Below are 25,932 nucleotides of genomic sequence, written 5' to 3' on the forward strand. Positions count from 1 at the left end.
AATTTCCTATGTAAGTTTTAAATTTTATGGCAATGTTAGAGGTTATATAAAGTGAATCCAAGTGCGTTTGCATCAGAACAAAATGCAGGACTAATTGCCAATCGCTACCAATTAAAAAAAATGATTGGAATTGGCGGTATGGGTGAAGTTTTTTTAGCAACTGATATGCTACTAGGAGGAACACCAGTTGCCATCAAATTTTTAACCCAAACGCTATCTGATTCTAAGATTCACAAAGACTTTGCGCGTGAAGCTTTGATGAGTGCAGCTTTGAGTCAAAAAAGTCTGCACATTGTTAGAGCCTATGATTATGGTGTCAGTGATCAGGGAAAACCGTTTTATGTGATGGAATATTTAAACGGTCAGAGTTTAAAAGAATTAATTCCCCTACCACTAACGAAGTTTTTAAATTTAACTCGCCAAATTTGTTTAGGCTTACAGTGCGCCCATCAAGGAATTCAAATCGATGGTAAGATTTGTCCTTTAGTACACCGAGATATTAAACCAGCAAATATATTAGTTATTCCTGACCCAATTTTAGGTCAATTAGTTAAAATATTAGATTTTGGCATCGCTAAATTTGTCAATTATGCAGCAACATTTAGCACTAATAAAGGATTTCACGGGACATTACCTTACTCTTCACCTGAGCAATTAGAAGGAGAGAAATTAGATAGTCGTTCTGATATTTATAGCTTGGGTGTGATGATGTTTGAGATGTTAACTGGTGCTAAACCTTGGAAACCAGAAACAGATTTATTTGGTGCATGGTATAAAGCCCATCACTTTGAAGCACCGCGCACGATCGCCCAAGTCAGTCCCCAGCTAAAAATCCCGACAGAGATTAATGATTTAATTATGGCTTGTTTAGCGAAAAAACCGAGCGATCGCCCCCAAAGTGTCGGTAAAATTCTTCAGGTTTTGGACAGCATAGAACAGCCAACTGATCATGTTTATCCAAATTTAACACCCAAAATTACACCTCAAGTCACTATCAATTCTCAGATACATTTAGCTTTAAAAAAAAATGCTCAAAAATTTATTTGGCCGCCAGATAAACCCAAACAGGAAATAGTTTTTCCTCATTTAATTAACACCCCAAACACATCGATTGCCTCACTCTGGCTGATGTTACCAACTCCAGAAATTCAAAAACGTCCACATCCTCAAATACATAACCGATTTATTTTTCTGTCATCACCCCATCCGATGCTGTTGTGGGTGACACTACTTTACACTCCAGAAATAGAACCTAAGTGGCTACCCTGCTACCTAGATATGCAAAGTTCTCACAATCGTCAGATGGTGACATCCCTAGTTAACAATAAAAGCTATCCACTCATTCTTTTCACTTTAGAACCGCCTCATGCTTGCATTCAAATCCTCAATAGTGAGATTGATCCTAATCAACAACAAAAGCTGAAATTATCTGTAGAACAAAGCCAAAAATTACCCCCAATGAATCAAGCAAATTTAAGTAAAAATTTGCTGAAGCAACAATATAAACAATTACAGTCACAAATCCTCAAAGAAATAGCCTCCATGTCACATATTGTTGCTTCAGCTAATCTAAAACATAATCAAGCTTGCTAAATCAGGGAACGAGGAACAGGGAACAGGTTCATTTCCTACACCCCTCTTTATGCGCCTTCCCGTAATTTATCCAGAACGCTTCTATCTTCTAGTGTGGAAGTATCACCAGTGACATCTTGTCCGGCGGCAAGATTTCGCAGTAACCGCCGCATGATTTTACCCGATCGCGTTTTGGGTAATGCGTCAGTAAAGCGGATTTCTCCAGGACGGGCGATCGCACCAATTTCTGCGACTACGTGCTTTTTCAGTTCTTTACTCAAGTCTTCACTAGCTTGATAAGTCCCTTCTAAAGTGATAAAAGCTACTACTTCCTCGCCTTTGAGTTCATCGGGTTTACCCACTACCGCCGCCTCAGCTACGGCTGGGTGAGACACCAAGGCTGACTCAATTTCCATTGTTCCCAGGCGGTGTCCTGAAACATTCAGCACATCGTCTACCCGTCCCATGACCCAAAAATAACCGTCTTCGTCTTTTCTCGCCCCATCACCAGCAAAGTAAGTATACTGCCCATCTTTGGGGGGAATGTGTTCCCAATAGGTGCGGCGGAAGCGTTCAGGATCACCATAGACAGTCCGCATCATCCCCGGCCAGGGATGGCGTACTGCTAAGTAACCGCCTGCATTTTCACCGACGGAGTTACCATCCAAATCTACAATATCGGCGAAAATTCCAGGGAAGGGTAAAGTTGCTGACCCTGGTTTAGTGGGAATTGCCCCAGGAAGGGGTGTAATCATAATTCCACCGGTTTCTGTTTGCCACCAAGTATCAACAATGGGGCAACGCTCCCCACCAATGACACGGTAATACCACATCCAAGCTTCGGGGTTAATTGGTTCACCCACAGTTCCCAACAGGCGCAAGGAAGACAAATTGCGGGATTTGGGATGATGTTCACCCATTTTGATGAATGCCCGAATTGCTGTAGGTGCAGTGTAGAAAATATTTACACCGTATTTTTCGATTACATCCCAGAAACAACCAGGATTAGAAGCACGAGGCGCGCCTTCATACATCAAAGTTGTGGCACCGTTAGATAAAGGCCCATAGACAATGTAGCTGTGTCCAGTAATCCAACCCACATCGGCAGTACACCAATAGACATCTGTATCTTGTAAATCGAAAATCCATTTGGTGGTCATGTGGCTGTATAAGTTGTAACCACCAGTAGTATGAACTACACCCTTGGGTTTGCCGGTACTGCCGGAAGTGTAGAGAACAAACAGCATATCTTCACTGTCCATTGGTTCGGCGGGACAATCTGCTGATACGCCTTTTTGTAAATCGTGCCACCAATGGTCACGTCCGGGTTCCATGTGAGTTTTTTGTCCGGTGCGTTGTACTACCAAAACATGGTTGACACTGGGAACAAGACCATTAGCGATCGCTTTATCTACCTGTTCCTTCAGGGGAACGATCGCATCTTTACGCCAACCCCCATCGGCGGTAATCACTAACTTCGCTTCGGCATCATTTAAGCGATCGCGCAACGCCTCAGCACTAAAACCACCAAATACTACACTATGGGGTGCGCCAATTCTGGCACAGGCTAACATGGCGATCGCCGCTTCTGGAATCATCGGCATATAAATGCCCACGCGATCGCCTTTTTGTACACCCAGTTGCTTCAATACATTGGCAAACTGACAGACTTCCCGATGTAGTTGGGCATAGGTAAGGGTGCGAGAATCCCCTGGTTCACCTTCCCAAATCAAAGCGGCTTTATTTTTGCGCCAAGTAGTCAAATGTCTGTCAAGACAGTTGTAAGAAATATTGATTTTTCCGCCCACAAACCACTTTGCAAAAGGTGGTTGCCAATCTAGGACTGTGTGCCATTTTTCAAACCAATGCAATTCTGATTCCGCCAAATCTGCCCAGAATTTTTGCGGATCAGCCTTAGCTTGGTCATAAATACGTTGATAATCCTCCAAACTTTTGATATGTGCAGCCTGCGAAAATTCACTAGTGGGATGAAATAACCGCTTCTCTTGTAAGATTGATTCTATGGTTGATTCAGACATAATGATTGCTGGTAATAGCGTTGTGACTGACAACTATTCTGTACTCAAAGTTAGACAAAATTGCTTTGATTTTTCTTAAGCAAATTTTAGGAGTTAGGGGTTTAGGGGTGTAGGGGTGTAGGGGTGAGAAAAATTACTCCTAAGTAAATATACGTAAAAAAAGAACCTAAATAATTAGGCTGCCCTTATACTCCTTCTGGAATATCACCCTAGTAGGATGCTGTTGTTTAAAACACTTTTATAAGTTTATAGAACAATACAGTTCAGAACATCCAATTTTTGCTGTTCCCAATTCCCCATTCCCCATTGAAACTGTTCAGCCTTTTCCCTGTTTCCGTTCTGTGTTCTGTGCTGTATAACATTCGATACATATTCACCCTAGCGATCGCCAGAGGGTGGATGATGGATTTGTTATTTTCCGATTCAGTATGTCTAACCATCCCTGGCTGTGTGTGAGAGTGAAATTAATTAGAAAACAGTTTTTGACTCATCCCCTGAATTTATTTATAGGGATGACTTTCTCGATATTGCCTTTTGGCTTCTGGCTTCTTGAACCAGCCCAAGCACAAGTCACAGAATATTGTCGCATCTCATCAACTGCGGTCAAAACTAAAGAAAATTTGCGCTTATTAGCCCTCAAAGGGGATAAAGACGCTAACAGACGCTATCAACAATTAATTCAAAAACACGCCAAAGAAGTCCAGCAATGTCGTAACCGCACTTGGCCGCAAGTCCAGGCTGTATGGTTACGTTTATACGCTTGTGATCTGAAGCCAGGGGCTATAGATCAGATTATGGATCGAGTGATTAATGATGGCTATAACCAAGTTTATCTAGAAGCATTTTATGATGGACGCGTCTTGTTACCCGCAGCCAATAACCCGACAGTTTGGCCTTCAGCGATTCGCAATCCTGGTGCAGAAAAAGCTGATTTACTCGCCACAGCCATTAAAAAAGGCAAGCAAAGGGGGTTAAAAGTCTATACTTGGCTGTATACTACCAACTTTGGCTATAGCTACGCACTCAGACGAGATAGAGAAAGTGCGATCGCCCGTAACGGTAAGGGTCAAACTAGCTTATATGTTGTCAATGACGGCAATCAAGTATTTATCGACCCCTACAACGAACAAGCCAAACGCGACTATTACCGCATGGTGCAAGAAATCCTCCGCCGTCGTCCCGATGGAGTGTTGTTTGACTACATTCGCTATCCTCGTCAAGCTGGTAGTGATTCCATCGCCACCAAAGTTACAGATTTATGGTTATTTACTAAAGCTACTCAAGAAGCTTTGTTCCGTCGCGCCCAAAATAACAAAGGACTAGAGTTAATCCGGCGTTTCTTAGGCAAAGGATACATCACAGCCGGAGATATTAGCGAAGTTGATCAACTCTATCCTCAAGAAAGTGAACCGTTATGGCAAGGCCGTACTCCCCCAACCCAAGAAAAATCACTCCTGTCAGCCAACGAAAGACAACCCCTAATACAAACAGAATTGTGGTTATTGACGGTAGCCCATGCCATGCAAGGCATTATAGATTTTGTCACCTTAGCTAGTCTCCCAGCTAAACAACTCGGTATTCCCTCCGGTGCGGTATTTTTCCCAGAAGGTAATCAAGTTGTAGGACAAGGCTATGATTCCCGCTTGCAACCGTGGGATCAGTTTCCTAGTTCCTTACAATGGCATCCCATGTCCTATGCAAATTGCGGTAACGTTAACTGTATTGTGGAACAAGTGCAACGGGTAATCAGTTTGGCCAAGCCAGGAACACAAATCATCCCAGCGTTAGCGGGTAAATGGGGAGAACCAGTGAGTAATCGTCCCTCATTAGAAGAGCAAATGCAAGCATTACAGCAGTTTGCACCCAAACTTAAGGGTGTGAGTCACTTTGCCTATTCTTGGCAGTATCCTGATCATGATAGCGATCGCAAATTCTGCCGTTAGAGGATGAAAAATCGGCGTTGCTGATCAATGGGATGATTTCTCACCCATACCTCTAAGGCTTATAAGCAGTCAGTTCTTTTTATTCACATCAGGTGTAACTTTATTTTTTTTCTGGATGTAATTGCTCTTTGGCGGCAGGAATACCCATCTGATTAATTACCGCAATCATTTGGTATAAACGTCCTAAATCCCGTTGATTAAAGTATAAAACTATGCGTGGTAAATCAATAGTTTCGTCTTGGCTTTCTTGGGGTAAAGCCTGACTCTTTTCTATTTTCCCTTTGACAATGATGTCGCTAAATTGCTCATTTAACTGACCTACCTCTGCATCCGATAGTTCTTGCATCAAACGAATGACTAATAAATCGCCTACATAGCGACTAGAGTGATAAACCTGATAAAAACGGGTAATAGCCTCACAAGCAACTTCCAAGTTATCAGTGACGGTATAAAGGCTCGGATCTTCAGGGCTGACTAAACCTTGCTTCACTAAATGCTCATTGATGTATTGACTCCAAGATTGCCAATAATCACCGCCAGGATGGTCTATTAAAACTAATGGTACAGGGCCAAATTTACCTGTTTGACTCAATGTCATACACTCGAAAGCCTCATCCTGAGTACCGAAGCCACCAGGAAATAAGGCTACAGCATCACTTTCTTTGAGCAGAAATAACTTACGAGTGAAGAAATATTTAAAGTGAATGAGTTTCGGATCGCCCTCAATGATGGGGTTAGCTTGCTGTTCAAAAGGTAACTGAATATTTAAACCAAAAGAATTTTCTCGCCCCGCACCTTCATGACCAGCCTGCATAATTCCACCACCGCCGCCTGTCATGACCATAAAACCTAACTTGGTGACAGCGCGTCCAAATTGCAGTGCCATTTGGTACTCTGGAGTTTCTGGTGCTAGCCGCGCTGACCCAAAAATAGTCACCTTACGGACGTGTCGATAGTCATAAAATAGTTGAAAGCCTTGCTCCATATCAGCTAGAGCAGCAGACAATATCTTCCAATCGAGGCGGTCAATATCACTATCAGCTAGGCGAATAATTGTACCTAAAGCCTGCTGAATGAATTGCCGATGTTTTAAACTCGGTAAGCGATCAATTAATCCAGCGATATCCGCTTGGAGAGACTCGAATGTGTCAAACGACGCAGATGAAGTCATGAGAACTGCCAACACAATGGCATTACATTTTACCTAATTTTGGTGGTCAATGTATTAACTGCTGAAGATAGTCACGAATTCTGGCGATGAAGTTGGCCTACTCAGGCGATCGCCATCCGTCAAATTAGATGCCCACACTGTACCCATAGGTTAGTGTGGGTAGTTAACTCCAAATGCTCTTCTAACAAGGGCAGACTACCGAGTTTAGCGTAGATGCTTATCCAAGGTATTAGATAATGTAGTTTTAGGTACTGCACCGACTACCATATCAACCTTTTGTCCACCTTTAAATATCATCAAAGTGGGGATACTGCGGATACCATATTGGCTGGCAACTTGAGGATTTTCATCCGTGTTGACTTTTACAACTTTCAGTTGACCTTCGTACTGAGCTGCGATTTCATCTACAACAGGAGCTACCATTCTGCAAGGGCCACACCAAGGAGCCCAAAAATCGACTAAAACAGGTACATCGCTATCGAGTACCTCTTGCTTAAAAGTAGAATCTGTAACTTGTGCGGCTGCTGACATGCCTAAAAACCTTTGCCAATTATATTTCTGACTTTCGTGAAAATTCTACCATAGCAAAAACATCGACCAGAAATATATGGATGTACATTTACAAAGAACTCCAGAATTTATTCATAAATTTCCGGACAAAAGGAACCGCCCGAACAGTAGTCCGGGCGGAGTGTGGTGTGAGGAGTGAACGGAAACATGCGTCTCCGCTATCTCTATTGTAGGCGACAGATGGGATTTTTCCAGTGAATGTTTGAGACTCTGGAAAAAATTCCTGAAGGATTTCAACTATTTATCCATTAAGGATTAGGTATTTATTAGGTGTCGGGGTGTAAGGGTATAGGAGTTTAGGGGTGTGGGGGTTGAAGAAATGATGAATTGCTCTATGATTTTACAATCATGATAGATTTTTTGATTAAAAACCAAGGCTTCTCAAGCTTTTTCCTATTCCCTATTCCCCATTCCCTATTCCCTATTCCCTATTACTTACCCATACCTAATTGTTGGGCTTTTTGATAAACCTTACCTTCGGTTAACAAAGAAGGAGCAATCACAACTTCAACTTGCTGCATTTCTTTGATATCTTTTGCACCTAGAGTGCCCATACTAGTTTTTAAAGCACCCAAAAGATTATGAGTACCATCATCTAGACCTGCGGGGCCGGTGAGAATTTGGGCTAAAGAACCAGTTGTACCAACGCGAATGCGTGTTCCACGGGGCAATACAGGGCTGGGAGTTGCCATACCCCAGTGATAGCCTCTTCCTGGGGCTTCTGCGGCTCTAGCAAAGGGAGAACCAATCATCACACCATCGGCACCACAGGCAATACATTTACAGATATCGCCCCCAGTGATTAGACCACCATCGGCAATGATGGGGACATATTTACCTGTGGCTGCAAAGTATTCATCACGAGCAGCCGCACAATCAGCGATCGCAGTTGCTTGGGGTACACCCACACCCAAGACCCCACGAGAGGTACAAGCCGCACCAGGGCCTATCCCTACTAATACAGCCGCCGCCCCAGCTTTCATTAAATCTAAAGTAACTTCATAGGTGACACAGTTCCCCAACACCACGGGAATGGGCATAGAACGGCAAAATTCAGCTAAATCGAGGGGTGTAATGGACTCTGGTGATAAGTGAGCCGTGGAAACCACTGTAGCTTGGATAAAAAATAAATCTGCTCCAGCTTTTGCCACTACTTCACCGTACTTGCTCGCACCTGCTGGAGTTGCACTGACAGCAGCAATGCCACCTTGTGCTTTAATTTCCTGAATACGTTTTTCAATTAATTCTGGCTTAATTGGCTCGGCATACAGTTCTTGCATCAAGGAAACAAATTCATCTTTGCCTACTGATGCAATCCGATCCAAAATAGGGTTTGGGTCAAGATAGCGAGTTTGGATACCCTCTAAATTGAGAACACCCAATGCCCCAAGCTGTGACAACTTGACAGCCATACCCACATCAACCACACCATCCATTGCACTGGCAATAATGGGAATTTCTCGTTCGATATTACCAATTTTCCACCGAGTATCGGCTAAACTCGGATCTAGTGTTCTGTTACCAGGGACTAAAGCAATTTCATCAATGCCGTAGGCTCTACGAGCTGTCTTCCCCCGCCCAAGTTGAATTTCCACGCTGTTAACTTTTCTAAAATCTGTTCTAGCTAGGGTATCAAATTGTGAGATAAATTGCAGCGTTTTTTTTTGATTGGGGATTTGGCATATCAGAGGAATTGGTGCAGGGTGCAGGGGGTGAGACAGCGCGGTCTTGGGGGTTTCCCCCATGAGCGACTGCGAACCCGTTGGCGTAGCCTCTCGTAGAGAAGGGCAAGGGGGAGAAAAATTTCCCCGCTTCTCCCGGCCTCTTTGCCTTCTGCTTCCCAGTCCCCGATCCCTGAAGTCAACTAGAATTGTTACAATATTTGTCAGATTTGATGTTGCAGCCTTGATCCAATCTGAAACTTTAGAACTACTGGAATGGCATCGTTTATGCCAGCACCTCTCCACATTTGCCGCTACTAAGTTAGGGGCGATCGCGTCTTTGCGTCTTCAAATTCCTGCTTCTCAAGCAGCAAGTGAGGATTTATTAGCACAAACTCAAGAAGTCTATCAGCTAGAAAGTCGCATCACTACAGGATTATCTTTTGAAGGAGTTCAAGATATTGGGGATTCCCTAGAACGGGCTGAACTCCAAGGGATTTTGGCTGGGGATGAATTGTTGGCGATCGCTACTACTTTGGCTGGGGCGAGAAATTTACGGCGTGTTATTGATAACCAAGAAGATTTATTTATATTAAAAGAGCTAGTCTCTGAATTACGGACTTATCCTGAATTAGAGCAAGAAATTCACCGTTGTATTGATGAGCGAGGACAAGTAACTGACCGCGCTAGTGTCAAAATCGGAGAAATTCGCACGGAATTGCGGAGATTACGCAGTCAAATCACCCAAAAGCTCCAAAATATCCTTCAGGTAAAATCAGGGGCAGTCCAGGAACAAATTATTACCCAACGGGGTGATCGCTATGTTATCCCCGTGAAAGCACCCCAAAAAGATGCTATTCCTGGTATCGTTCATGACACTTCAACTAGTGGCGCAACTCTGTACATTGAACCGAATTCAATTGTGCCGATGGGCAACCAATTGCGGCAAACACTCAGAAGAGAACAAGCAGAAGCAGAAGCAATTCGGCGGGCATTAACAGAGCAAGTAGCAGCAGTTAAGCCTGATTTGGAAAGATTATTGGCAATTGTCACAACATTGGATTTGGCAACTGCCAGAGCTAGATACAGTTTGTGGTTACAAGCTAACCCCCCCAGATTTGTAGACAGAGAACAACAGGAAATTATTACCTTAAGACAATTACGCCATCCCCTATTAGTTTGGCAACAACAACATGAACAAGGTCATGCAGTAATTCCCGTTGATTTATTAATCAGCCCATATATCAAAGTAGTGACAATTACAGGGCCAAACACCGGAGGTAAAACAGTCACTCTAAAGACGCTAGGATTGGCAGCATTAATGGCCAAAGTAGGTTTATTTGTTCCAGCCCGTGAACCCGTAGAAATCCCTTGGTTTGACCAAATATTGGCAGATATAGGCGATGAACAATCCCTACAGCAAAGTTTATCCACCTTCTCAGGCCATATTCGGCGGATTAGTCGCATTTTAAATGCGTTGGCACTAGAGACTGGGGAAGAGGCGACAGATAATTCCCAATCCCCATTACCCCTTATCCCCAGAGGGGTCCCCGAGTTCCCCAATCCCCAATCCCTCGTCCTACTTGATGAAGTCGGTGCGGGGACAGATCCGGCAGAAGGGAGTGCCTTGGCGATCGCACTTTTACAATATTTGGCTGATCATGCCCAGTTAACAATCGCAACAACTCACTTCGGGGAATTGAAAGCCCTCAAATATGACGATGCACGATTTGAAAATGCTTCCGTAGAGTTTAATGAGACGACTTTATCGCCTACCTATCGCTTATTGTGGGGGATTCCTGGACGTTCCAACGCTTTGGCGATCGCTTTGCGTTTGGGCTTGAAACCAGAGGTGGTAGAACAGGCAAAAACTCAAGTAGGAGAGGCTACGGATGAGGTGAACCAAGTGATTGCAGGGTTAGAAGCCCAACGCCGTAGCCAAGAAACCAAAGCCGCAGAAGCTCAAAAACTTTTACAGCAAGCCGAACGTTTGTATAAAGAAGTTTCCGCCAAAGCCGCCGCCTTGCAAGAAAGAGAACAGTCTTTACGGGCTTCTCAAGAAGTCGCTGTACAACAGGCAATTACTCAAGCAAAAGGCGAGATTGCTAAGGTAATTCGCCGCTTGCAACAGGGTACAGCCACAGCCCAAGATGCCCAACAAGCAACTAGTGCGATCAATCAAATTGCCCAAAAATATCAACCAGCACCACCGCCTAAACCAAAAATTGGCTTTATGCCCAAAGTAGGCGATCGCGTCCGCTTATCTCAATTCGGGCAAACAGCAGAAGTGTTAACTGCACCTAACGATGATGGAGAGTTCAGCGTCCGCTTTGGCATTATGAAAATGACTGTCAAGTTACAAGATATCGAATCGCTTGACGGTCAAAAACCTGAACCCATCGCCAAACCAAAACCCAGTCCCACCACAGTTACACCGCCACCCCAAACCGCCCCAGCCATTCGCACCTCCCAAAATACCGTCGATATACGCGGTAAACGGGTGGCAGATGCGGAAATCATTCTAGATAAGGCAATTTCCGAAGCTCAAGGACAAATTTGGGTTATTCACGGTCACGGTACTGGTAAATTACGCCAAGGTGTCCATACTTTTTTACAACAGCATCCCAGAGTCAGCCGCTTTGAAGCAGCAGAACAGGCTGATGGTGGGAGTGGGGTAACAGTTGCTTATGTTGGTTGAGGTAGGGGGTTGGGGACTGAGAATTTTAGATTTTAGATTTTGGATTTTAGATTGAACCCGATCCAAAATTGGAAGGCTGGGGATTGGGAGACAAGGTAGACAAGGGAGATTTGATTTTAATATCCGATGCCCTGTTTGCCCAATTCCCATTAAATAAATAATTTTTCAGCAATAAATATAACAAAGTGTTAGAAGATAAGTATTTACTTCTATTTATTGATGGATTGATGATGCTAGTCTTGAGCAATTTAGGATGAAATTAATTCATTATCTTTATTTATACTTTTGTACTGAAATAACGGATTAAGCAGGTAAATCTGACAAACAAAATCTACCTTCTATACTGTTGAAAATAAAAATTCATCTTGTAGAGTAAGACAGTGACAATTGCTGTTTATAGGGGTATAGGGGTGTAAGGGTGTAGGAGTATAGGGGTGGTGTATAGGGTAAAAGACATTATTTCCCTCCCCATGTCCCCTGCCTCATGTCCCCTGCCCTCTGCCCCTAACTTGATCAGAAACCAACTGTCATTTGTAACAGTCTGGTTTCAAAATGGGTAACAGCAACAGCCCCTATCAGCCTGATCACCTATGCTAAAAGTTATGCACTCGGCCGCTGATTCAGCCACTCCCAATTCTCAGTGGGAGGAGTTAACTAAACTTCCCAATCCCAATGTTGTGCAATGGGAAAACATTAAAACCCAGTTAGATTTGGTGCTGATGGCACTAGAAACTTTAACTGGTATTGGTTCTGAGGCAATGCTCTCAGCCGCACTTGATTTGAATTTGGAGTCAAGAGTGCCAGATCGCGTAGCTTTATGGCGACTGCGACAGTCGAATCCCATACGCAAAGGTCAAGGAGGGCGAAAAAAACTAGATGTGGAAGAAGCGCGATCGCTAGTTCTGATTATTTGTCATCTTGCCAAACAGCACCAAGAGTTGATTCGCCGTGCTGTTGGACTACTAGAACAAATGGCGGCAAAAAATCGAGAACCTCATCAGGTTGCTTTACTGGGGGATTACATTGATGCTTTCTGTAACGTTTATCAAGAACGCATGGAAGAGGATGAGCAAATCTCAACGGATCTACTTACCAACTTGGCACTCAAACTGCTAATCGATTTGCTGTTTTACAGCGCACCTGGTGGACATCGCCGTCTTTGGTTAGCACTCATAGACCGTTCCGCAAAAATTTGAAAACATCTCGTTTGTCCTGCCATGCCTCTATCAAATTCTGTCATTCGTCGCTACACACCTCCTACTTGCACTCTAGAAGTATTAGCGCAAAGTTCTCCTTTATCTCGTTGGATGGGGAAACCTGTACTTAAGCAGTTAACCTTTGAGTTACGTTTTGATGATCCTGCCTTGCCAGAAGAACGGCGCGTGCCAATCAGAGGCGATCGCGACCAATTAGAAGCATTATGTGATGCTGTCACTACTTACGTACAAGAACTTCTTCAGCAGTCACCGGAAAGCTTTTGCTTCAGTTTTTCTGGTCTTCAGGATTCCAATCTAGTATCAAATGACACAGAATTAACAGATTTCTCACCAGAACCTTTATTAGCCAAAACATCAAATAATTCTACATCCCCAATTCCAGGGTCAAAAATTTACTTAGAATCTACCAATTATTTAACTCACAATTTATATCTCGGTTCTCTAGCTAATCAAACCTCTGGTGCTGTTATTCCTCTGAGTCTTTTACAACTGTTCGATTTAGCCAATGCTTTAGATGAATATACTGCTGATGTCTTGGCACTACCTATACTCAACCAAGGTAGTTCAGTAGTACGCTTCCCCACCTGGGTAACTGTAGCGGCCATGTTTGTCATCGCTATTGGTTTAACGCCGTTTACTTGGCAATATGCTAGTAATCTGCGGACAAAGCCAACGCAAACAGCTAAAACAGCAGATTCCCCAGATACACAAATTGCCCTACAAACCCCACCTGCACCTAATTTCCCCGTACCTCAAACTCAACTTACACCTAACACTTCATCATCCCTACCTCTGACTTCTACGCCTCCATTACCTGAAACTAACAGTCTGCCTATTAACAGCCTGCCATCCCCTGGTGCGAATCTCCCTAACACAAATACCAATACTGCTTTAGCACCAAATGCCGTTGCTGAAAAACAGACTACAAACTCATCCCCAATTCAAATTCCATCAGGGTCTAGTAATTCCTCGCTCAACATCCCAGACCAACTGACAATTCAGTCTAATCCTCCAATAGCGGGAAACTCAAATGAATTGGGGATTCCTCTCAAGCGCGATTTACCGCCTAGACTCGCTTCTACTCCACCTGCTCCCGTGCCGCCACCCTTGGCTACTTTACCAAATCCCAGTCCTAGAACCATTCCGCGACTATATTCACCAACAACTGTCCAACAGTCTCAAGCCAGAATCAGTTCCTCTATAACTACTTCATCTGATGAGGCTGAAACGAATTCCCTGGCTGGAAGATTAAGAGGTGAAGCAAATAGACCCGCACCCACAGAAGTTTCTGTTAACAGCAACAGCACTCTATTTGACACACCCCAAGTAGCAGAAGCTAGGGATTTTTTGAAAAAACGTTGGCAACCACCAACAGGTTTTGATCAAACTCTAGAATATAGCGTCATGGTGGGTGTGGATGGCTCGATTGAACGGATTGACCCATTAGGCAAAGCAGCTAGAGAGAACTTTGATATGGTGGGTATGCCTGCTATTGGTGAACGATTTGTTTCTGCCAATCGCTACGGCAAAAGTATGAGAATTCGAGTTGTTCTCAGTCCAGATGGTAAGGTGCAGACTTTTCCTGAGTCGGAATAATAGCCAAACAATTTTAGATTTTGGATTCAATTCTATGAACCAAAATTTAAAATCTAAAATTCGGAAGTTGAACTGGTGCAATAGTTGTTGCACCAGTTTTAATTGCGTCCATGAATACGCAGCAGAATTATATCAATAAGCCTTTTTAGGGACTTCCAGATAAAAAATATCTAAACTGTAGGGTGCGTCAGTGCGAGAAAACCTAACTATACCAAGAGGTTATTTATACTGACGCACCTTACAGGCGTGGCAAGGCTAAAATGTTGCATTAAAAAATCGATTTTATCCGCGTTTATCGGCGTACCCTCTGGGGAGCAAGCTACATCTGCGTTCCCTGTTACCTGTTCCCTCCCTACGCAAATAATTTCAGGAATCAAAGCGGATTCCTATAGTTAATTTCACTATTTGAGAGCCAAATTCGCTTGAATATCAAGGATATTTACTTAATTTGCCGAAAATATATCATATCTTGATATTTTCTTTACACAGGCTAGTAGATATACGTAAAAATAAATCTATACAATAGGCTTGACATTTATAAAGTTCTTGATAATTCCAAACAAGACACGGGATTTGTTTTGGGTGTCAGCTTATATAAACAAGCTTCTGGTAATGGGAATTTGGGCGCAATCTTCAATAAGATACATAGATTCTTATGGATAAACAACAAAGAGATTTAATTACCTTGCTGGAAAATAAAGCTTATGATTCTCAAATGCAGAGAAATAATGCTCAAGACTTATTTGATATTGCTGTACACAAAAGTCAACAACCCAATAAGTTTATCTTGAACAAACATCTTTTGCCATTTGCGATCGCTGGTTTTATTGGAGCTAGCGGCGTATACATGGAACTCAAGCAAGGTGTGCAGTATGCCAGTCTAGCCGGAGCCGGTATAGGATTATTAACCTCACTAGCATCTAATTCTCGTGATGATGCCCGTCAAACCCGTGAAAAGGGAGAATTGGTTAGTAGAGCAAAACTAGAGTTAGAAACTTCTGAGAGCAAACTAGCCAAGGATCTCCAAACCTTTAACACAGAATTAGAAATTGGTTATTTAATGTGGGCTTTGGATATAACTAAAGCCGAAGTTTTCTCACTACAGGAATGGATGTCTGATCCCCGAAGAACCATGAAAGATGCAATATTAACTAGTATTGACATCGTAATTCTTCATTACTTACAACAAACTTTAGATGTATTACACATAGAAAGTCTTGTGCGGGAGAGAAGATATCGCTCTATTAGAGATAAGTTGATGAGTGAAGAAACTCAACTCAACAAAGATGACTTTATGTCTCAGGTTGTGACTAAAAATCATCTTTTACAAGCACAAGAAGCAAGGAATTGGCTCAAAGAATCAGCAACAATAGTGGCGACTGCTTCCGCTTTGGGTGGTACTGCGGCTGGATTAGCGGCGGGAGCAGCTACTGCGGGAATTGTCTCTGGTATTGCGGGTGCAATTGGTAGTTCTAAAGATGCGGTTCGTCTTGGCGGGACTCTTGGTGGTGCAGCTGCGGTAGTAGCAATTGGTGCTTTAGCAGCTAGTTCCATTACTGAAATGATGAAAAAAGGAGAACCAGGCAGGCGACAGCAGGAAATGCAAAAATTTCATGATTCCTTTACTATCACAAATAGTATTTTGGAAATGATTTCTCATAGTCAATCTGCTAGTAATGCTGATAAAGTCAATGCAGCTAAAAAGGCCTTGCTAAAACTCGATGCGTTTAAAAATAATGAATTGAAAAACCAAGATAAACCCATGAAGGAATATGTTGATATTTTAAGATGTCATCTCAAGCAGTTTTTGGGCGAACCGCAGGATGTGAATCTATTAGGACAAGTCTCTAAATTTTTTGGGGGTTTGTTGAACTAAGGGACTTCTAACTTAAGAAATATACTTACTATCACTGTGTAGGGATAGGGGCAGGCTTGCCCTGAGCGCAGTCGTTGGCGCAGCCTCTCGCAGAGAAGGGAGCAGGGGGAAAATCGCGATGTCTTCTTGCAGAAATTGGATAATTTATTGTCTGGAAGTTCCTAATATATTCAAAATAGAAAAGGACTAGTCAAGTGAAAACTAGTCCTTTTGTTTTGTAAAATTATTATCTTAAGAACGGGATTTTTTGAATTTTAGCTTTTGTTTTTTCTGCCGCTTTTGTGATGTAGCAACTGCATGATCTACCGGATAACCAACTATGGGAATAACCTGATATTTGCGATCTTCTTCTAATTTTCTGAGTTCTGTGTAGTCAACCCAATGAATACAATCAACCGGACAAGTGTCGATTGCTTCTTGAATAACTTCCTCTGCGTCCCCGTCTTGGCGAATTGCCCGCGATCGCCCATAATCAGGTTCAATGTAAAAGGTATTCCGTGCTACGTGAGCGCAGTGCTTACAGCCAATACAGGTGATTTCATCAACGTAAACACCCTTTTGGCGCACCATACCCCCCAATTCCGGCTCTAATCCAGAACGTTCTGGCGCATCCCGTAAAAAACCGCCTAGTTCTGGCTCGAAACCGGAACGATTTTCTTGTTGTTCCGGTGACGGCAGAAAATCATCCATTACGCACTCCAGCGTTGTACAACTAAGCGAATCGAACCATCTGCATTTTTTTGCTGTTCAGCTACCTGAAAGCCAACGCGCGCTGTTTCTTGTACGACTGTTTGATAAGCATAACGCTGGGTGACTTGGCGCAAGAAACCATCTACAGAAAGATTTTGTTGCCAATATTGTAAATCAGCGACCAGTTCGTATTCTTTGCCATTCCATCTAAAGCCGATATCATAGCCATTTTCCTGCTCAATGGTGATTTCCGCAGGATGGGTTTGGCCGCGATATCCACGTACTTCCCTGGGGCCTGGTTTCCAGTCTATGCCCAAATCGGTGAGAGCATCTTTTAATGATTCTAGGTTACGGATTTGAGTTTTAATTTGGCTAAAGTGTGACATGGTGGTTGTAAATCAATGACAATAAACTATGGGAAAACTTACCAATCGCTGTAAGTATTCTGCGTATTCGCCATACCAGATTCCTGCACATTAGCGGCGAAATATTCTGAGGTTGGCTCTTGAGTCAGCACTTGTCCTAGCTGCGCCTCTATCGCTGCTGTAACTTCAGCGCAAGAAGATCCCACAATGCCAGTGACTTTTTCTTGTACCCGACCGTCTGGATAGATGATGAACTCTAATGTCTCCATGCTCTTGGCCAACCACAACAATACGCTTGAATTTTACTGCTTGAACAGCAGGCTATATATACAGCCCAAGGAACATTGTTACTTTAAGGACAAACTAGCCATTTTTTAACTAATGTTCCATCTCTCAAAATAAATATCTCAGAAAGTTTACAAAAGTTATTATTTTTATAAGTCTACACATCCGTCATTAGTTAGTCTCTCTTAACCTATTTAATTAGTCAAGGTAAAAACAGAGTTTGTAGCATTCAGTTGCGATCGCTCCCAAATGCTTGCTAGCGGTAGTATAGCGAGGGATCAAAGTGAAAAAACTATCAAATTTATTGAAAAATTTTATCATTATCATTTTTATCAATAAATTAACTACGTAAGTATGTCATTTAATATACAAGCATGAGGTTGGTGATGAGATTTAAGTTTCGTCCGAAATCTAAAATCTCAAATTCTGATGAACAAAATAAAAAACCCAGGTTTATTTTCCACAACCCAGGTTTTTTTTAAATTGATTTTTTAGTCGTGCTATTACTGATAGCACTGCTTTTTCGTGTGCGATTCACCGTGATCCCAGTTAATCAGTAGAGTAGAAATACCACTCAACAAGTTCTATTAGTTAGATGCTTTCAGACGGATTTTTTTGCGTTGAGATAATAGACCAATACCTGCAAAGAGACCAAATCCTAATGCAGCAGAGGGTTCGGGTACAGACTTAACGGGATCATAATCGTAAACGACTTCAACACCTGCTTTAGCAAGAGTTTGAATTTGGGAGATAAAGTTACCAGAACCAATGACTGTTGAAGAAGCCAAAGCAGAGAACGATAGGTCTATATTGCCAGTACCAGTAAACGCTTGTAACAGAGAGTTATTAGTAAAACTTTGAGTGGCTGTTCCTGAAGCCATTAATCCGTCAACAGTCTTACCAGAAGCACCACTAAAATCAATCGTTCCGTCAAAACCGCCAACTTGGTAGTTATAAGATTGTGTGGGGTTGAGACTGAACAAAGATTGACTACCTAGTTTTAAACCTAGTTGACCACCCAGATTTACTGTTACAGGAGTAGAACTAGGACTGAGGTTTTCAAATCTCGCCAGTCCTTGCAGATCGCCAGTAAATTTCAAAGTCACGCTGTTGAGTGTACCAAGAGCTGAATCGAATTTTTGGATGCTCAAAGGTGCATCGATAATGTTTGTTGCTTGAAAGCTAGTTGCACTGGTGTAGCTAAGAGATGCAGCATTAGCAGAACTAGCAGTTAAAGCAATAGCCGCTAAGGTTGTAGCAGCACCAATAGTCTTAAATAGTGTTGTTGTCATGGGTGATAATCTTCTGAAAATAACGATCGCTAACAAGATTTCTCACCTATTTCTAACGTTTAACTTAGGCTAATAGGCTTGAGAAATTTACTTAACTTTTTATGAAGCTTTGATTAGGAATTGAGATATAAAAATCTACTTTCCCCAGGATTTATGTGAATTTGTATTAAGTTTAAAGCAACCAAGTCTACAGTATTTAATAGTCACATCATTAATCCAGGTTTTATCAATTTTTATCAATAGTAAAATTACTTAAATTTCCTGAAGAGTTATCCCGTTCTACCTAGATATACGTAGACTTGTCTAGAGAAATTTGATATAGCAATCCTCAATCATGAGACACAAGATACCCGACTTCTTGGGGAAGTCGGGTATCTGGACACTTTATTTTCTAGCTGCTGGATAAAAACTGGGATCACCTACAGGCTAAGAATCTGGGCTTTTCATCCAAAATCCGAAATCAAAAATTGGTATCACTGGGATTTTTTTAAAGCGATCGCAACTGAACCAGCTACTACTAAACAAGCACCCCATAGTCCTAAAATAGTTAGTCTTTCTGGAGGAATTAAATTAGGTGCTATGAGGGAAGTAACTTCTACAGAAATTAGAGTAAAAATCGGTGCTAGAGCTAATACTGCACTAACTCTTGAGGCTTCCCAATGTTCTAAAGATTCAGCAAAGGAACCGTAAGCAATGAGGGTATTAAGACCACAAAATAGCAAAATGATGAAATGAAAACTGCTGAGAGTCAGAATTTTGTCTACTTGCGCCAACGGAGTAAATAGTAAAGCACATCCGCCGTAAATCACTAACATAATATTGGCGGAAGATAGTGATTGTAATAATTGTTTTTGAGCTAAGGCATAAATTGCCCAGACTACTGCGCCTAAAACTACTAAAGCACTACCAAAAATATAGGTGCTAGAAGGAGTAATTAAATTAGTGAGTTGAGCGCGGAAGAATAATGTATAACCTAAAGTTAAAACACCGACACCCAACCATTGCTGCAAATTGTATCTTTCTTGAAAGACGATTAAACCACCAAAGCCTAATAGTAAGGTGGCTAGTTGAATAATCACTTCTGCGTTAGCGGGTGATGTTAAGGCTAAACCGTGCATAAAACAAAAGTAATTAGCCGCTAACATGAGAGTAGCGATCGCTAATAGTTTGCCAGAATTAGCATTCAATTGTCTCAACTTTGGCAATTGACCGCGCATTCCTAAGTACACAGCCAACAAAACAAAAGATATTAAAAAGCGAAACCAAATAACGGTGTAAACGTCTAATTTTTGTAAGACTACCTTGAGGGCAATAGGTAGAATCCCCCATAAAAAAACAGTCAGCAAAGATAACGCCAGCCCTAAACGCCAGCGACCAGAACTTTGGTGCATAAGTTTATTAGTCAATAGTCAAAAGTCAATAGTCAGTAGGGGCGGGTTCTGTGAGAGACTTATATTTTCAAACAGATATTTTGGTTAAACTCGCCCAGTCAACAGTCAACAGTTAAAAGAAATCCATCATCCAAGGGGATGGACTGGCAAATATTTGTGTGGCTGTAGAAATTGCTGTGGGGGTTGCATCTAGTTTTCCGGCTAGTTGCAATTGATAGGGTGTGAATAGACCGGAATATAAGGGTGCTAGGGATTGGATGTCTAGCTTGAAGTCGCCTTTACCGCCTTTGGTCACTTCACCTCGTCCGTTAGCCACAGATAGGATAAATTTACCTTGGTTAGCAGTTAGTAAGTTGTCCTGCACTTCTAGATGTAATTCTGCTTCCACTCCAGCAGGATAACCGCGTACTGCTAAGGCTTGGCATATATCAACTATTCTTAACATCCAGCGATCGCTGTGGCAAATTTTGGCGGTTTGCTCTGGTAAAAGTAATGTTAAAGGGTCAGTTATACTACTTTTCCAGCGTATATTGTCGATTTGGGAACGATGATTAGCGATAAAACACCAAAAGCTAAGTGCAGCTTGATGGGAAAGAACTACCCAATCTCTCACACGCAGTATTGAACTATCTTTGGTACGTTCTTGAGTAAAGATGACATAGCCTTGGGGTTGATTTTTGTCACCAATGACATAACTGTAGAGAGTTTCTGACACTTCTGTATGCAGTAACAGTTGCCAAAGTGCGGGATGTCTATCTAAGTAACCTGGAGTTAGTTTTCCTTGTTGCTGATGTAGACTTTGCAATATATCGTAATTTTTCGAGTCTAGAGGCTGTACCGGTAAAGGCTGTTCCCGAATTTGAATACTTTGACTGGGGATTTCCCAAAAGCAGTAACTACCTGCTTGTTCATACCCAGCTTTGCGGTATAGACGTTGTGTGGCTGGGTAGAGAACAGAAATTGGTATTTCCTGGGAGTGCATTTCCCAAAGGGCATTTTTAATGAGGGCGATCGCAGCTCCATCACCACGGTATTCTGGAGCAATACCCACGGCTGCTACTCCTCCCATCGGTACGCACTGACCACCCCACCATTGACCCATCGGGTAAATTACCAATCCACCAGCAACTTGTTGATCACGATAAATCACACGCAAGTTATCTAGACCAACGAGATTGGTATAAACTCCACTGTCACCGGTTGACATGATAAAACACTGTTCCATGATATGCCCTAGTTGGTGCATATCCTCTGACCGGGCTTTAGTGTACTGAAATTGAGGTGTCATTGCCTCTACCCTTTGTAGCACAGATGACAATCATACTACAATTGCTTATTTGTGCAAGCTTCGCCCGACAGAATCACCCGATTGGGTGAGTATAACAGGACTTATGAGGGTGTAAGGGTATGAGGGTGTAGGGGTGTAAGGGTTTTGAACATCTACACCCTACACCCCTATAACCTTGCCCAAACCCTTGATTATTCGTATCACTGAGCATAGGAAATAAAAATTAAATCGAGCGTGTCCCATGCCCAATTCCCCATGCCCTATGCCCCAAGCCCTATGCCCTATGCCCTATGTCCTAATCCCTCTCACAAAAACATCCACACAGGTGGCAATATATTCTTTGTTGGTATAGCTGTTGGGTTGGAGCTTGACATCATTGCACAACATTGCCGCCAGCAACATTCCTCTAAACATATCTACGGCTGCTTCTGGATTAATTTCCTGTCTGACAGTCCCCCGTTTTTGGCATGATTGCAAATATGCAACTAGTTTTTCACCCAAAGGCCTAGCCGCTTCTTCTATTACTTGTTTGGCTGCTTCTGGATGACGTTTAGCTTCGCCAATAAAAGTCCGAATTAAATCTTCTTGGGCTTTGAGCATGGCATGATACAACTGAGCATAATTATATAAGTCAGTTTTTAAATCTTGTGTCCATGCTTCTGGGTTAGCTAGGGCTTCAGTTTGTACTGCTATAGCATTTTCAATTACGGCTTTTAACAGTTGTTCTTTGCTAGTAAAGTGTCGAAATAACGTTACTTCATTTACACCAGCGACACGAGCTATTTCACGGGTAGTTGCGCCTTGAACACCTAAACTGGCAAATACCTGGGAAGCAGCTTCTATTAATCGTGTACGAGTAAGGGCAGAAGAACGAACAGTTTTGATCATTACGGGATTTTTATTGGTTACTGGCATTATTAAGATTCATGGAAAAATAATTTTAAATTGAGATAAAGGCATTCCAAATACAATTGAAAAAGATTTTCAAAAACTCAAATCAAATACTTTATTTAATATTTTCATCATAACCTTAACTGCTATCTTAAACACAAAACTACTGTAAAATTGCATAACTATCTTAATTTTTAACAACTTGCAAAACAATAATCTCTAATTACGACTCTCTGCTCACAATTTCCGTACATAAATCATGCTGTATTCAAGGTAATTCAAAATTCCTTCTGCATCTCAGTTACCGGTACTACTAAGCCGCTTCCTAAGTAATGAGGTACTCGTTTAATAGGCATAAATCCTAAACGTAAATAAAAACCTTCAGCGTAAAGACTAGCAGTTGTGATGACGCTGTGAAAACCTTGCTCGAATGCTTCTGAGCAAAAATGTTCTACTAAAATGCGCCCCATTCCTCGTCCTTGATAATGTGGGTGGACGTACAAACTAATGAGTTCATTTCCTGTAAAGCTGGCAAATCCTGTGATAATTTCATTTTCGGTTGCCACCTTGATAGTATCTAATTTCAAATACTTAAAAATACTGGAATTATCTGGTTTATCGAGGTAATTACGCCAAGCCAAAAGTTCTTTACGAGTGTAAAAAGTTGCTGGCAAGGCTTTGATTGCCGCAATGTGGATAGCACTCAGTGTCCATGCGTCTGTTTCTTGTGCAGGCCGCACATATATTTCTGGGGCAGTCATTGGTTTTAGGATTGCAAGCAAGGTGATTGAATACTGCTGACAGACTCAATAGAAATTTTAGTTGCGTTGGTGACGCTTTGCCAAAGGCCTCGGCTCCCTGTACCTGCCGCCTTGTGATCAAAGTGATAGTATATTTTTTAAATTGAAAGTCTCTATATTTAATCTCAGTGTAAGGTTTTATATGTCAGGTTCAACTCATAATTCATCTTTGCTTCTAGAAGTGCAGAATGTCCATGCTGGATACATCAAAGATGTTGATATCCTCCAGGGTGTGAATTTTCGGGTTGAACCAGGAGAATTAGTGACGGTAATAGGCCCTAACGGTGCGGGTAAATCAACCTTAGCCAAGACAATTTTTGGTTTGTTGACACCGCATACAGGAAAAATCACCTTTAAAGGTGAGAATATTGCTGGACTCAAGTCAAATCAAATTGTGCGTCGGGGAATGTGCTACGTACCCCAAATTGCTAATGTTTTTCCCTCTTTGAGTGTAGAGGAAAATTTAGAAATGGGGGCTTTTATCCGCAATGATGCGCTCACACCCCTGAAAGATCAAATATTTAGGATGTTTCCTAAATTGAGCGATCGCCGTCGTCAACGTGCTGGTACACTTTCAGGAGGCGAACGGCAGATGTTAGCAATGGGTAAAGCTTTGATGTTAGAACCCAGTTTATTAGTGCTAGATGAACCTTCTGCTGCCTTATCCCCAATTTTAGTTACGCAAGTATTTGAACAAATCAAGCAAATTAATCAGACTGGTACAGCAATAGTCTTAGTTGAGCAAAATGCTCGTAAAGCTTTAGAAATGGCTCATCGTGGTTATGTTTTAGAATCTGGACGGGATGCTATCTCAGGCCCCGGACAAGAACTATTAACTGATCCTAAAGTAGCGGAATTGTATCTCGGTGCAGGAAAGGGACATTAATTAATAGTCAATAGTCATTAGTCATTAGTCAATAGTCAATAGTCATTAGTCATTAGTCATTAGTCATTAGTCATTAGTCATTAGTCATTAGTCATTAGTCATTACTCATTACTCATTAGTCATTAGTCATTACTCATTACTCATTACTCCTTACTCATTACTTCCCCCTTATCCCCCTACACCCCTTTTGTAATGTTTAAACCAGTTACTCTTAGCTTATTACCGTTGTTGGTGAGTAATCATCTTGGTGTAATGCTACAGCCTGTCAAGGCACAAACACCACCTGCACCAATCAATACCCCTAAATCAATATGTGCGTCTCAAGTTGGAGCAGCTATAGATGCAGTAGTAAATCAACCCCAATTTAAGCGGAGTCGTTGGGGAATTCTCATCAAAGCACTGTCATCTGAGCAAAATCTCTACAGTCGTGATGCTCAAAAATATTTTATTCCCGCTTCTAATACTAAATTGTTGACTACAGCAGCAGCATTACAACAATTGGGGGCAAATTTTCGTTTCCGTACATCGATTTATCAAAATGGTAATGATGTTTTTACACTTATCGGTAGAGGCGACCCTAGCTTTGGTGAGACTCAATTACAAACCCTTGCTCAACAGCTAAAACAAAAGGGTGTCACTCAAATTCAAAAATTAATTGCTGATAATACTTACATCCAAGGTGATATTGTTCATCCTACTTGGCAATGGGAAGATGTGCAATCTGATTATGGTGCGCCAGTTAATAGTTTTATTGTCAATCAAAATATTTTTGGCTTGGAATTAAGACCCCAAGCGGTGGGAGAAACTCCGCAGTTGATTTGGAAAGATAATAATGAATCAAGACAATGGTTAGTCATTAATCGGTCTGTGACAGTTGCACAAACACAACCAAGTAACATCAATATTAGTCGTGATTTAACTGGTAAAATTTTGCGAATCGAAGGGCAATTAGCCGCTAATTCTGAACCCTATGTAGTAGATTTACCTGTAGTTGATCCTGATTATTACTTTTTGCGGCGTTTTCGTGCGGCTTTGGCAACAGAAAACATTACTTTGGGTCAAACTTTAGTTACTCCTGGTATTACTAATCAACAAGAAGTAGCATCAATAGAATCACCACCTTTATTTGAGTTAGTCATAGAAACTAACCAAAATAGTAACAATCTTTATGCAGAAGCCTTGTTACGTGCTTTAGCTGTGCAAGAACCCAAGCAGCGAAATCAAAACACTGCTGATGTAGGTTTGCAAGTATTGCAAAAGAGTTTGACGCAATTAGGTGTTGATCCCACAGGTTATCAATTAGTTGATGGTTCTGGGTTATCAAGACGAAATCTCATTACTCCCGAAGCATTGGTGCAAACTTTGCAGGGAATGGCGAAAAGTCCGGTGGCGAATGCCTATCGTGCATCTTTACCTATAGCGGGAAAGAGTGGTACTTTAGCATCTCGCTTGCGTAATACTCCAGCAGAAGGAATTGTGCAAGCTAAAACCGGCACATTAAGGGGTGCAGTTTCGCTCTCAGGATATATGAATCCGCCCCAATATGAATCTATGGTTTTTAGTATTATGGTGAATCAATCCGAACAGCCTGCCAGCGTTTTAAGACAAGGAATTGACGAAATAGTGGTTTTGTTGACACAGTTACAACGCTGTTAATACAAAAGGCAATATTTTCTGCAATTGAATTTGCATAAGCGATCG

At 42.0% G+C, this 25,932-nt stretch carries 20 protein-coding genes; 8 read left to right on the top strand and 12 right to left on the bottom strand.

Features of this window, described 5'->3' with window-relative positions; translation table 11 throughout:
- Window positions 1–51: 51 nt before the first annotated feature.
- A complete protein-coding gene (locus CLI64_RS21040; protein ID WP_103139038.1) occupies window positions 52–1,593 on the top strand; it encodes a serine/threonine-protein kinase in 1,542 nt (513 codons plus the stop codon).
- 47 nt (window positions 1,594–1,640) lie between these two features.
- On the opposite strand, the gene acs is transcribed toward CLI64_RS21040, so the two are convergent.
- On the bottom strand, window positions 1,641–3,611 hold the full coding sequence (gene acs / locus CLI64_RS21045; RefSeq protein ID WP_103139039.1) for an acetate--CoA ligase: 1,971 nt from the start codon (window positions 3,609–3,611) through the stop codon (window positions 1,641–1,643).
- Between the two features lie 512 nt (window positions 3,612–4,123).
- Between acs and CLI64_RS21050 the strand changes: the two genes are divergently transcribed.
- Window positions 4,124–5,554, top strand: coding sequence for a family 10 glycosylhydrolase (locus CLI64_RS21050; protein ID WP_103140818.1), 1,431 nt, complete (start codon window positions 4,124–4,126; stop codon window positions 5,552–5,554).
- 100 nt (window positions 5,555–5,654) lie between these two features.
- Here CLI64_RS21050 and CLI64_RS21055 read toward each other — a convergent pair whose 3' ends face one another.
- From CLI64_RS21055 to CLI64_RS21065, 3 genes are all read right to left on the bottom strand, one after another.
- Entirely contained in the window at window positions 5,655–6,725 is a 1,071-nt protein-coding gene (locus tag CLI64_RS21055) for an LOG family protein (RefSeq protein WP_103139040.1), read from the bottom strand.
- 204 nt (window positions 6,726–6,929) lie between these two features.
- Window positions 6,930–7,256: a thioredoxin gene (gene trxA, locus CLI64_RS21060; RefSeq protein WP_103139041.1), complete on the bottom strand. Its 327-nt coding sequence runs from the start codon at window positions 7,254–7,256 to the stop codon at window positions 6,930–6,932.
- Between the two features lie 470 nt (window positions 7,257–7,726).
- Window positions 7,727–8,890, bottom strand: coding sequence for a GuaB3 family IMP dehydrogenase-related protein (locus CLI64_RS21065; RefSeq protein WP_103140819.1), 1,164 nt, complete (start codon window positions 8,888–8,890; stop codon window positions 7,727–7,729).
- Window positions 8,891–9,200: 310 nt separating this feature from the next.
- Here CLI64_RS21065 and CLI64_RS21070 point away from each other — a divergent pair, with 310 nt between their 5' ends.
- From CLI64_RS21070 to CLI64_RS21085, 4 genes are all read left to right on the top strand, one after another.
- On the top strand, window positions 9,201–11,654 hold the full coding sequence (locus CLI64_RS21070) for an endonuclease MutS2 (RefSeq protein WP_103140820.1): 2,454 nt from the start codon (window positions 9,201–9,203) through the stop codon (window positions 11,652–11,654).
- Between the two features lie 590 nt (window positions 11,655–12,244).
- Entirely contained in the window at window positions 12,245–12,850 is a 606-nt protein-coding gene (locus tag CLI64_RS21075) for a DUF3038 domain-containing protein (RefSeq protein WP_103139042.1), read from the top strand.
- A gap of 21 nt (window positions 12,851–12,871) precedes the next feature.
- Window positions 12,872–14,467 (top strand): DUF4335 domain-containing protein, encoded by a 1,596-nt coding sequence (locus CLI64_RS21080; protein ID WP_103139043.1) that lies wholly within the window; start codon window positions 12,872–12,874, stop codon window positions 14,465–14,467.
- Between the two features lie 655 nt (window positions 14,468–15,122).
- Window positions 15,123–16,343, top strand: a complete 1,221-nt coding sequence (locus CLI64_RS21085) for a hypothetical protein (RefSeq protein ID WP_103139044.1) — start codon at window positions 15,123–15,125, stop codon at window positions 16,341–16,343.
- A 231-nt stretch (window positions 16,344–16,574) separates the two neighbouring features.
- On the opposite strand, the gene CLI64_RS21090 is transcribed toward CLI64_RS21085, so the two are convergent.
- The 8 genes from CLI64_RS21090 to CLI64_RS21125 form a co-directional block, all read right to left on the bottom strand.
- Window positions 16,575–17,033 (bottom strand): ferredoxin, encoded by a 459-nt coding sequence (locus tag CLI64_RS21090; RefSeq protein ID WP_103139045.1) that lies wholly within the window; start codon window positions 17,031–17,033, stop codon window positions 16,575–16,577.
- A complete protein-coding gene (locus CLI64_RS21095) occupies window positions 17,033–17,419 on the bottom strand; it encodes a DUF1257 domain-containing protein (RefSeq protein WP_103139046.1) in 387 nt (128 codons plus the stop codon). The genes CLI64_RS21090 and CLI64_RS21095 overlap by 1 nt, the downstream gene beginning before the upstream one ends.
- A gap of 38 nt (window positions 17,420–17,457) precedes the next feature.
- Window positions 17,458–17,667, bottom strand: a complete 210-nt coding sequence (locus CLI64_RS21100) for a DUF2997 domain-containing protein (RefSeq protein WP_103139047.1) — start codon at window positions 17,665–17,667, stop codon at window positions 17,458–17,460.
- Window positions 17,668–18,270: 603 nt separating this feature from the next.
- Window positions 18,271–18,975, bottom strand: a complete 705-nt coding sequence (locus tag CLI64_RS21105) for a choice-of-anchor E domain-containing protein (RefSeq protein ID WP_103139048.1) — start codon at window positions 18,973–18,975, stop codon at window positions 18,271–18,273.
- A 473-nt stretch (window positions 18,976–19,448) separates the two neighbouring features.
- On the bottom strand, window positions 19,449–20,366 hold the full coding sequence (locus tag CLI64_RS21110) for a DMT family transporter (protein WP_103139049.1): 918 nt from the start codon (window positions 20,364–20,366) through the stop codon (window positions 19,449–19,451).
- A gap of 112 nt (window positions 20,367–20,478) precedes the next feature.
- Entirely contained in the window at window positions 20,479–21,654 is a 1,176-nt protein-coding gene (gene eis, locus CLI64_RS21115) for an enhanced intracellular survival protein Eis (protein ID WP_103139050.1), read from the bottom strand.
- A 288-nt stretch (window positions 21,655–21,942) separates the two neighbouring features.
- Complete coding sequence (locus tag CLI64_RS21120) at window positions 21,943–22,569, bottom strand: TetR/AcrR family transcriptional regulator (protein ID WP_225977406.1); 627 nt, start codon at window positions 22,567–22,569, stop codon at window positions 21,943–21,945.
- A gap of 254 nt (window positions 22,570–22,823) precedes the next feature.
- Window positions 22,824–23,306, bottom strand: a complete 483-nt coding sequence (locus CLI64_RS21125; protein ID WP_103139051.1) for a GNAT family N-acetyltransferase — start codon at window positions 23,304–23,306, stop codon at window positions 22,824–22,826.
- Between the two features lie 181 nt (window positions 23,307–23,487).
- On the opposite strand from CLI64_RS21125, the gene CLI64_RS21130 reads away from it, so the two are divergent.
- Both CLI64_RS21130 and dacB read left to right on the top strand, forming a co-directional pair.
- Window positions 23,488–24,231 carry an ABC transporter ATP-binding protein gene (locus tag CLI64_RS21130; protein ID WP_103139052.1) on the top strand — a complete coding sequence of 248 codons (744 nt, stop codon included), beginning with the start codon at window positions 23,488–23,490 and terminating at the stop codon, window positions 24,229–24,231.
- A 192-nt stretch (window positions 24,232–24,423) separates the two neighbouring features.
- Complete coding sequence (dacB, locus tag CLI64_RS21135) at window positions 24,424–25,887, top strand: D-alanyl-D-alanine carboxypeptidase/D-alanyl-D-alanine-endopeptidase (RefSeq protein ID WP_103139053.1); 1,464 nt, start codon at window positions 24,424–24,426, stop codon at window positions 25,885–25,887.
- Window positions 25,888–25,932: the final 45 nt, after the last annotated feature.

The sequence above is a fragment of the Nostoc sp. CENA543 genome, from assembly GCF_002896875.1.
Classification (GTDB): Bacteria; Cyanobacteriota; Cyanobacteriia; order Cyanobacteriales; family Nostocaceae; genus Trichormus.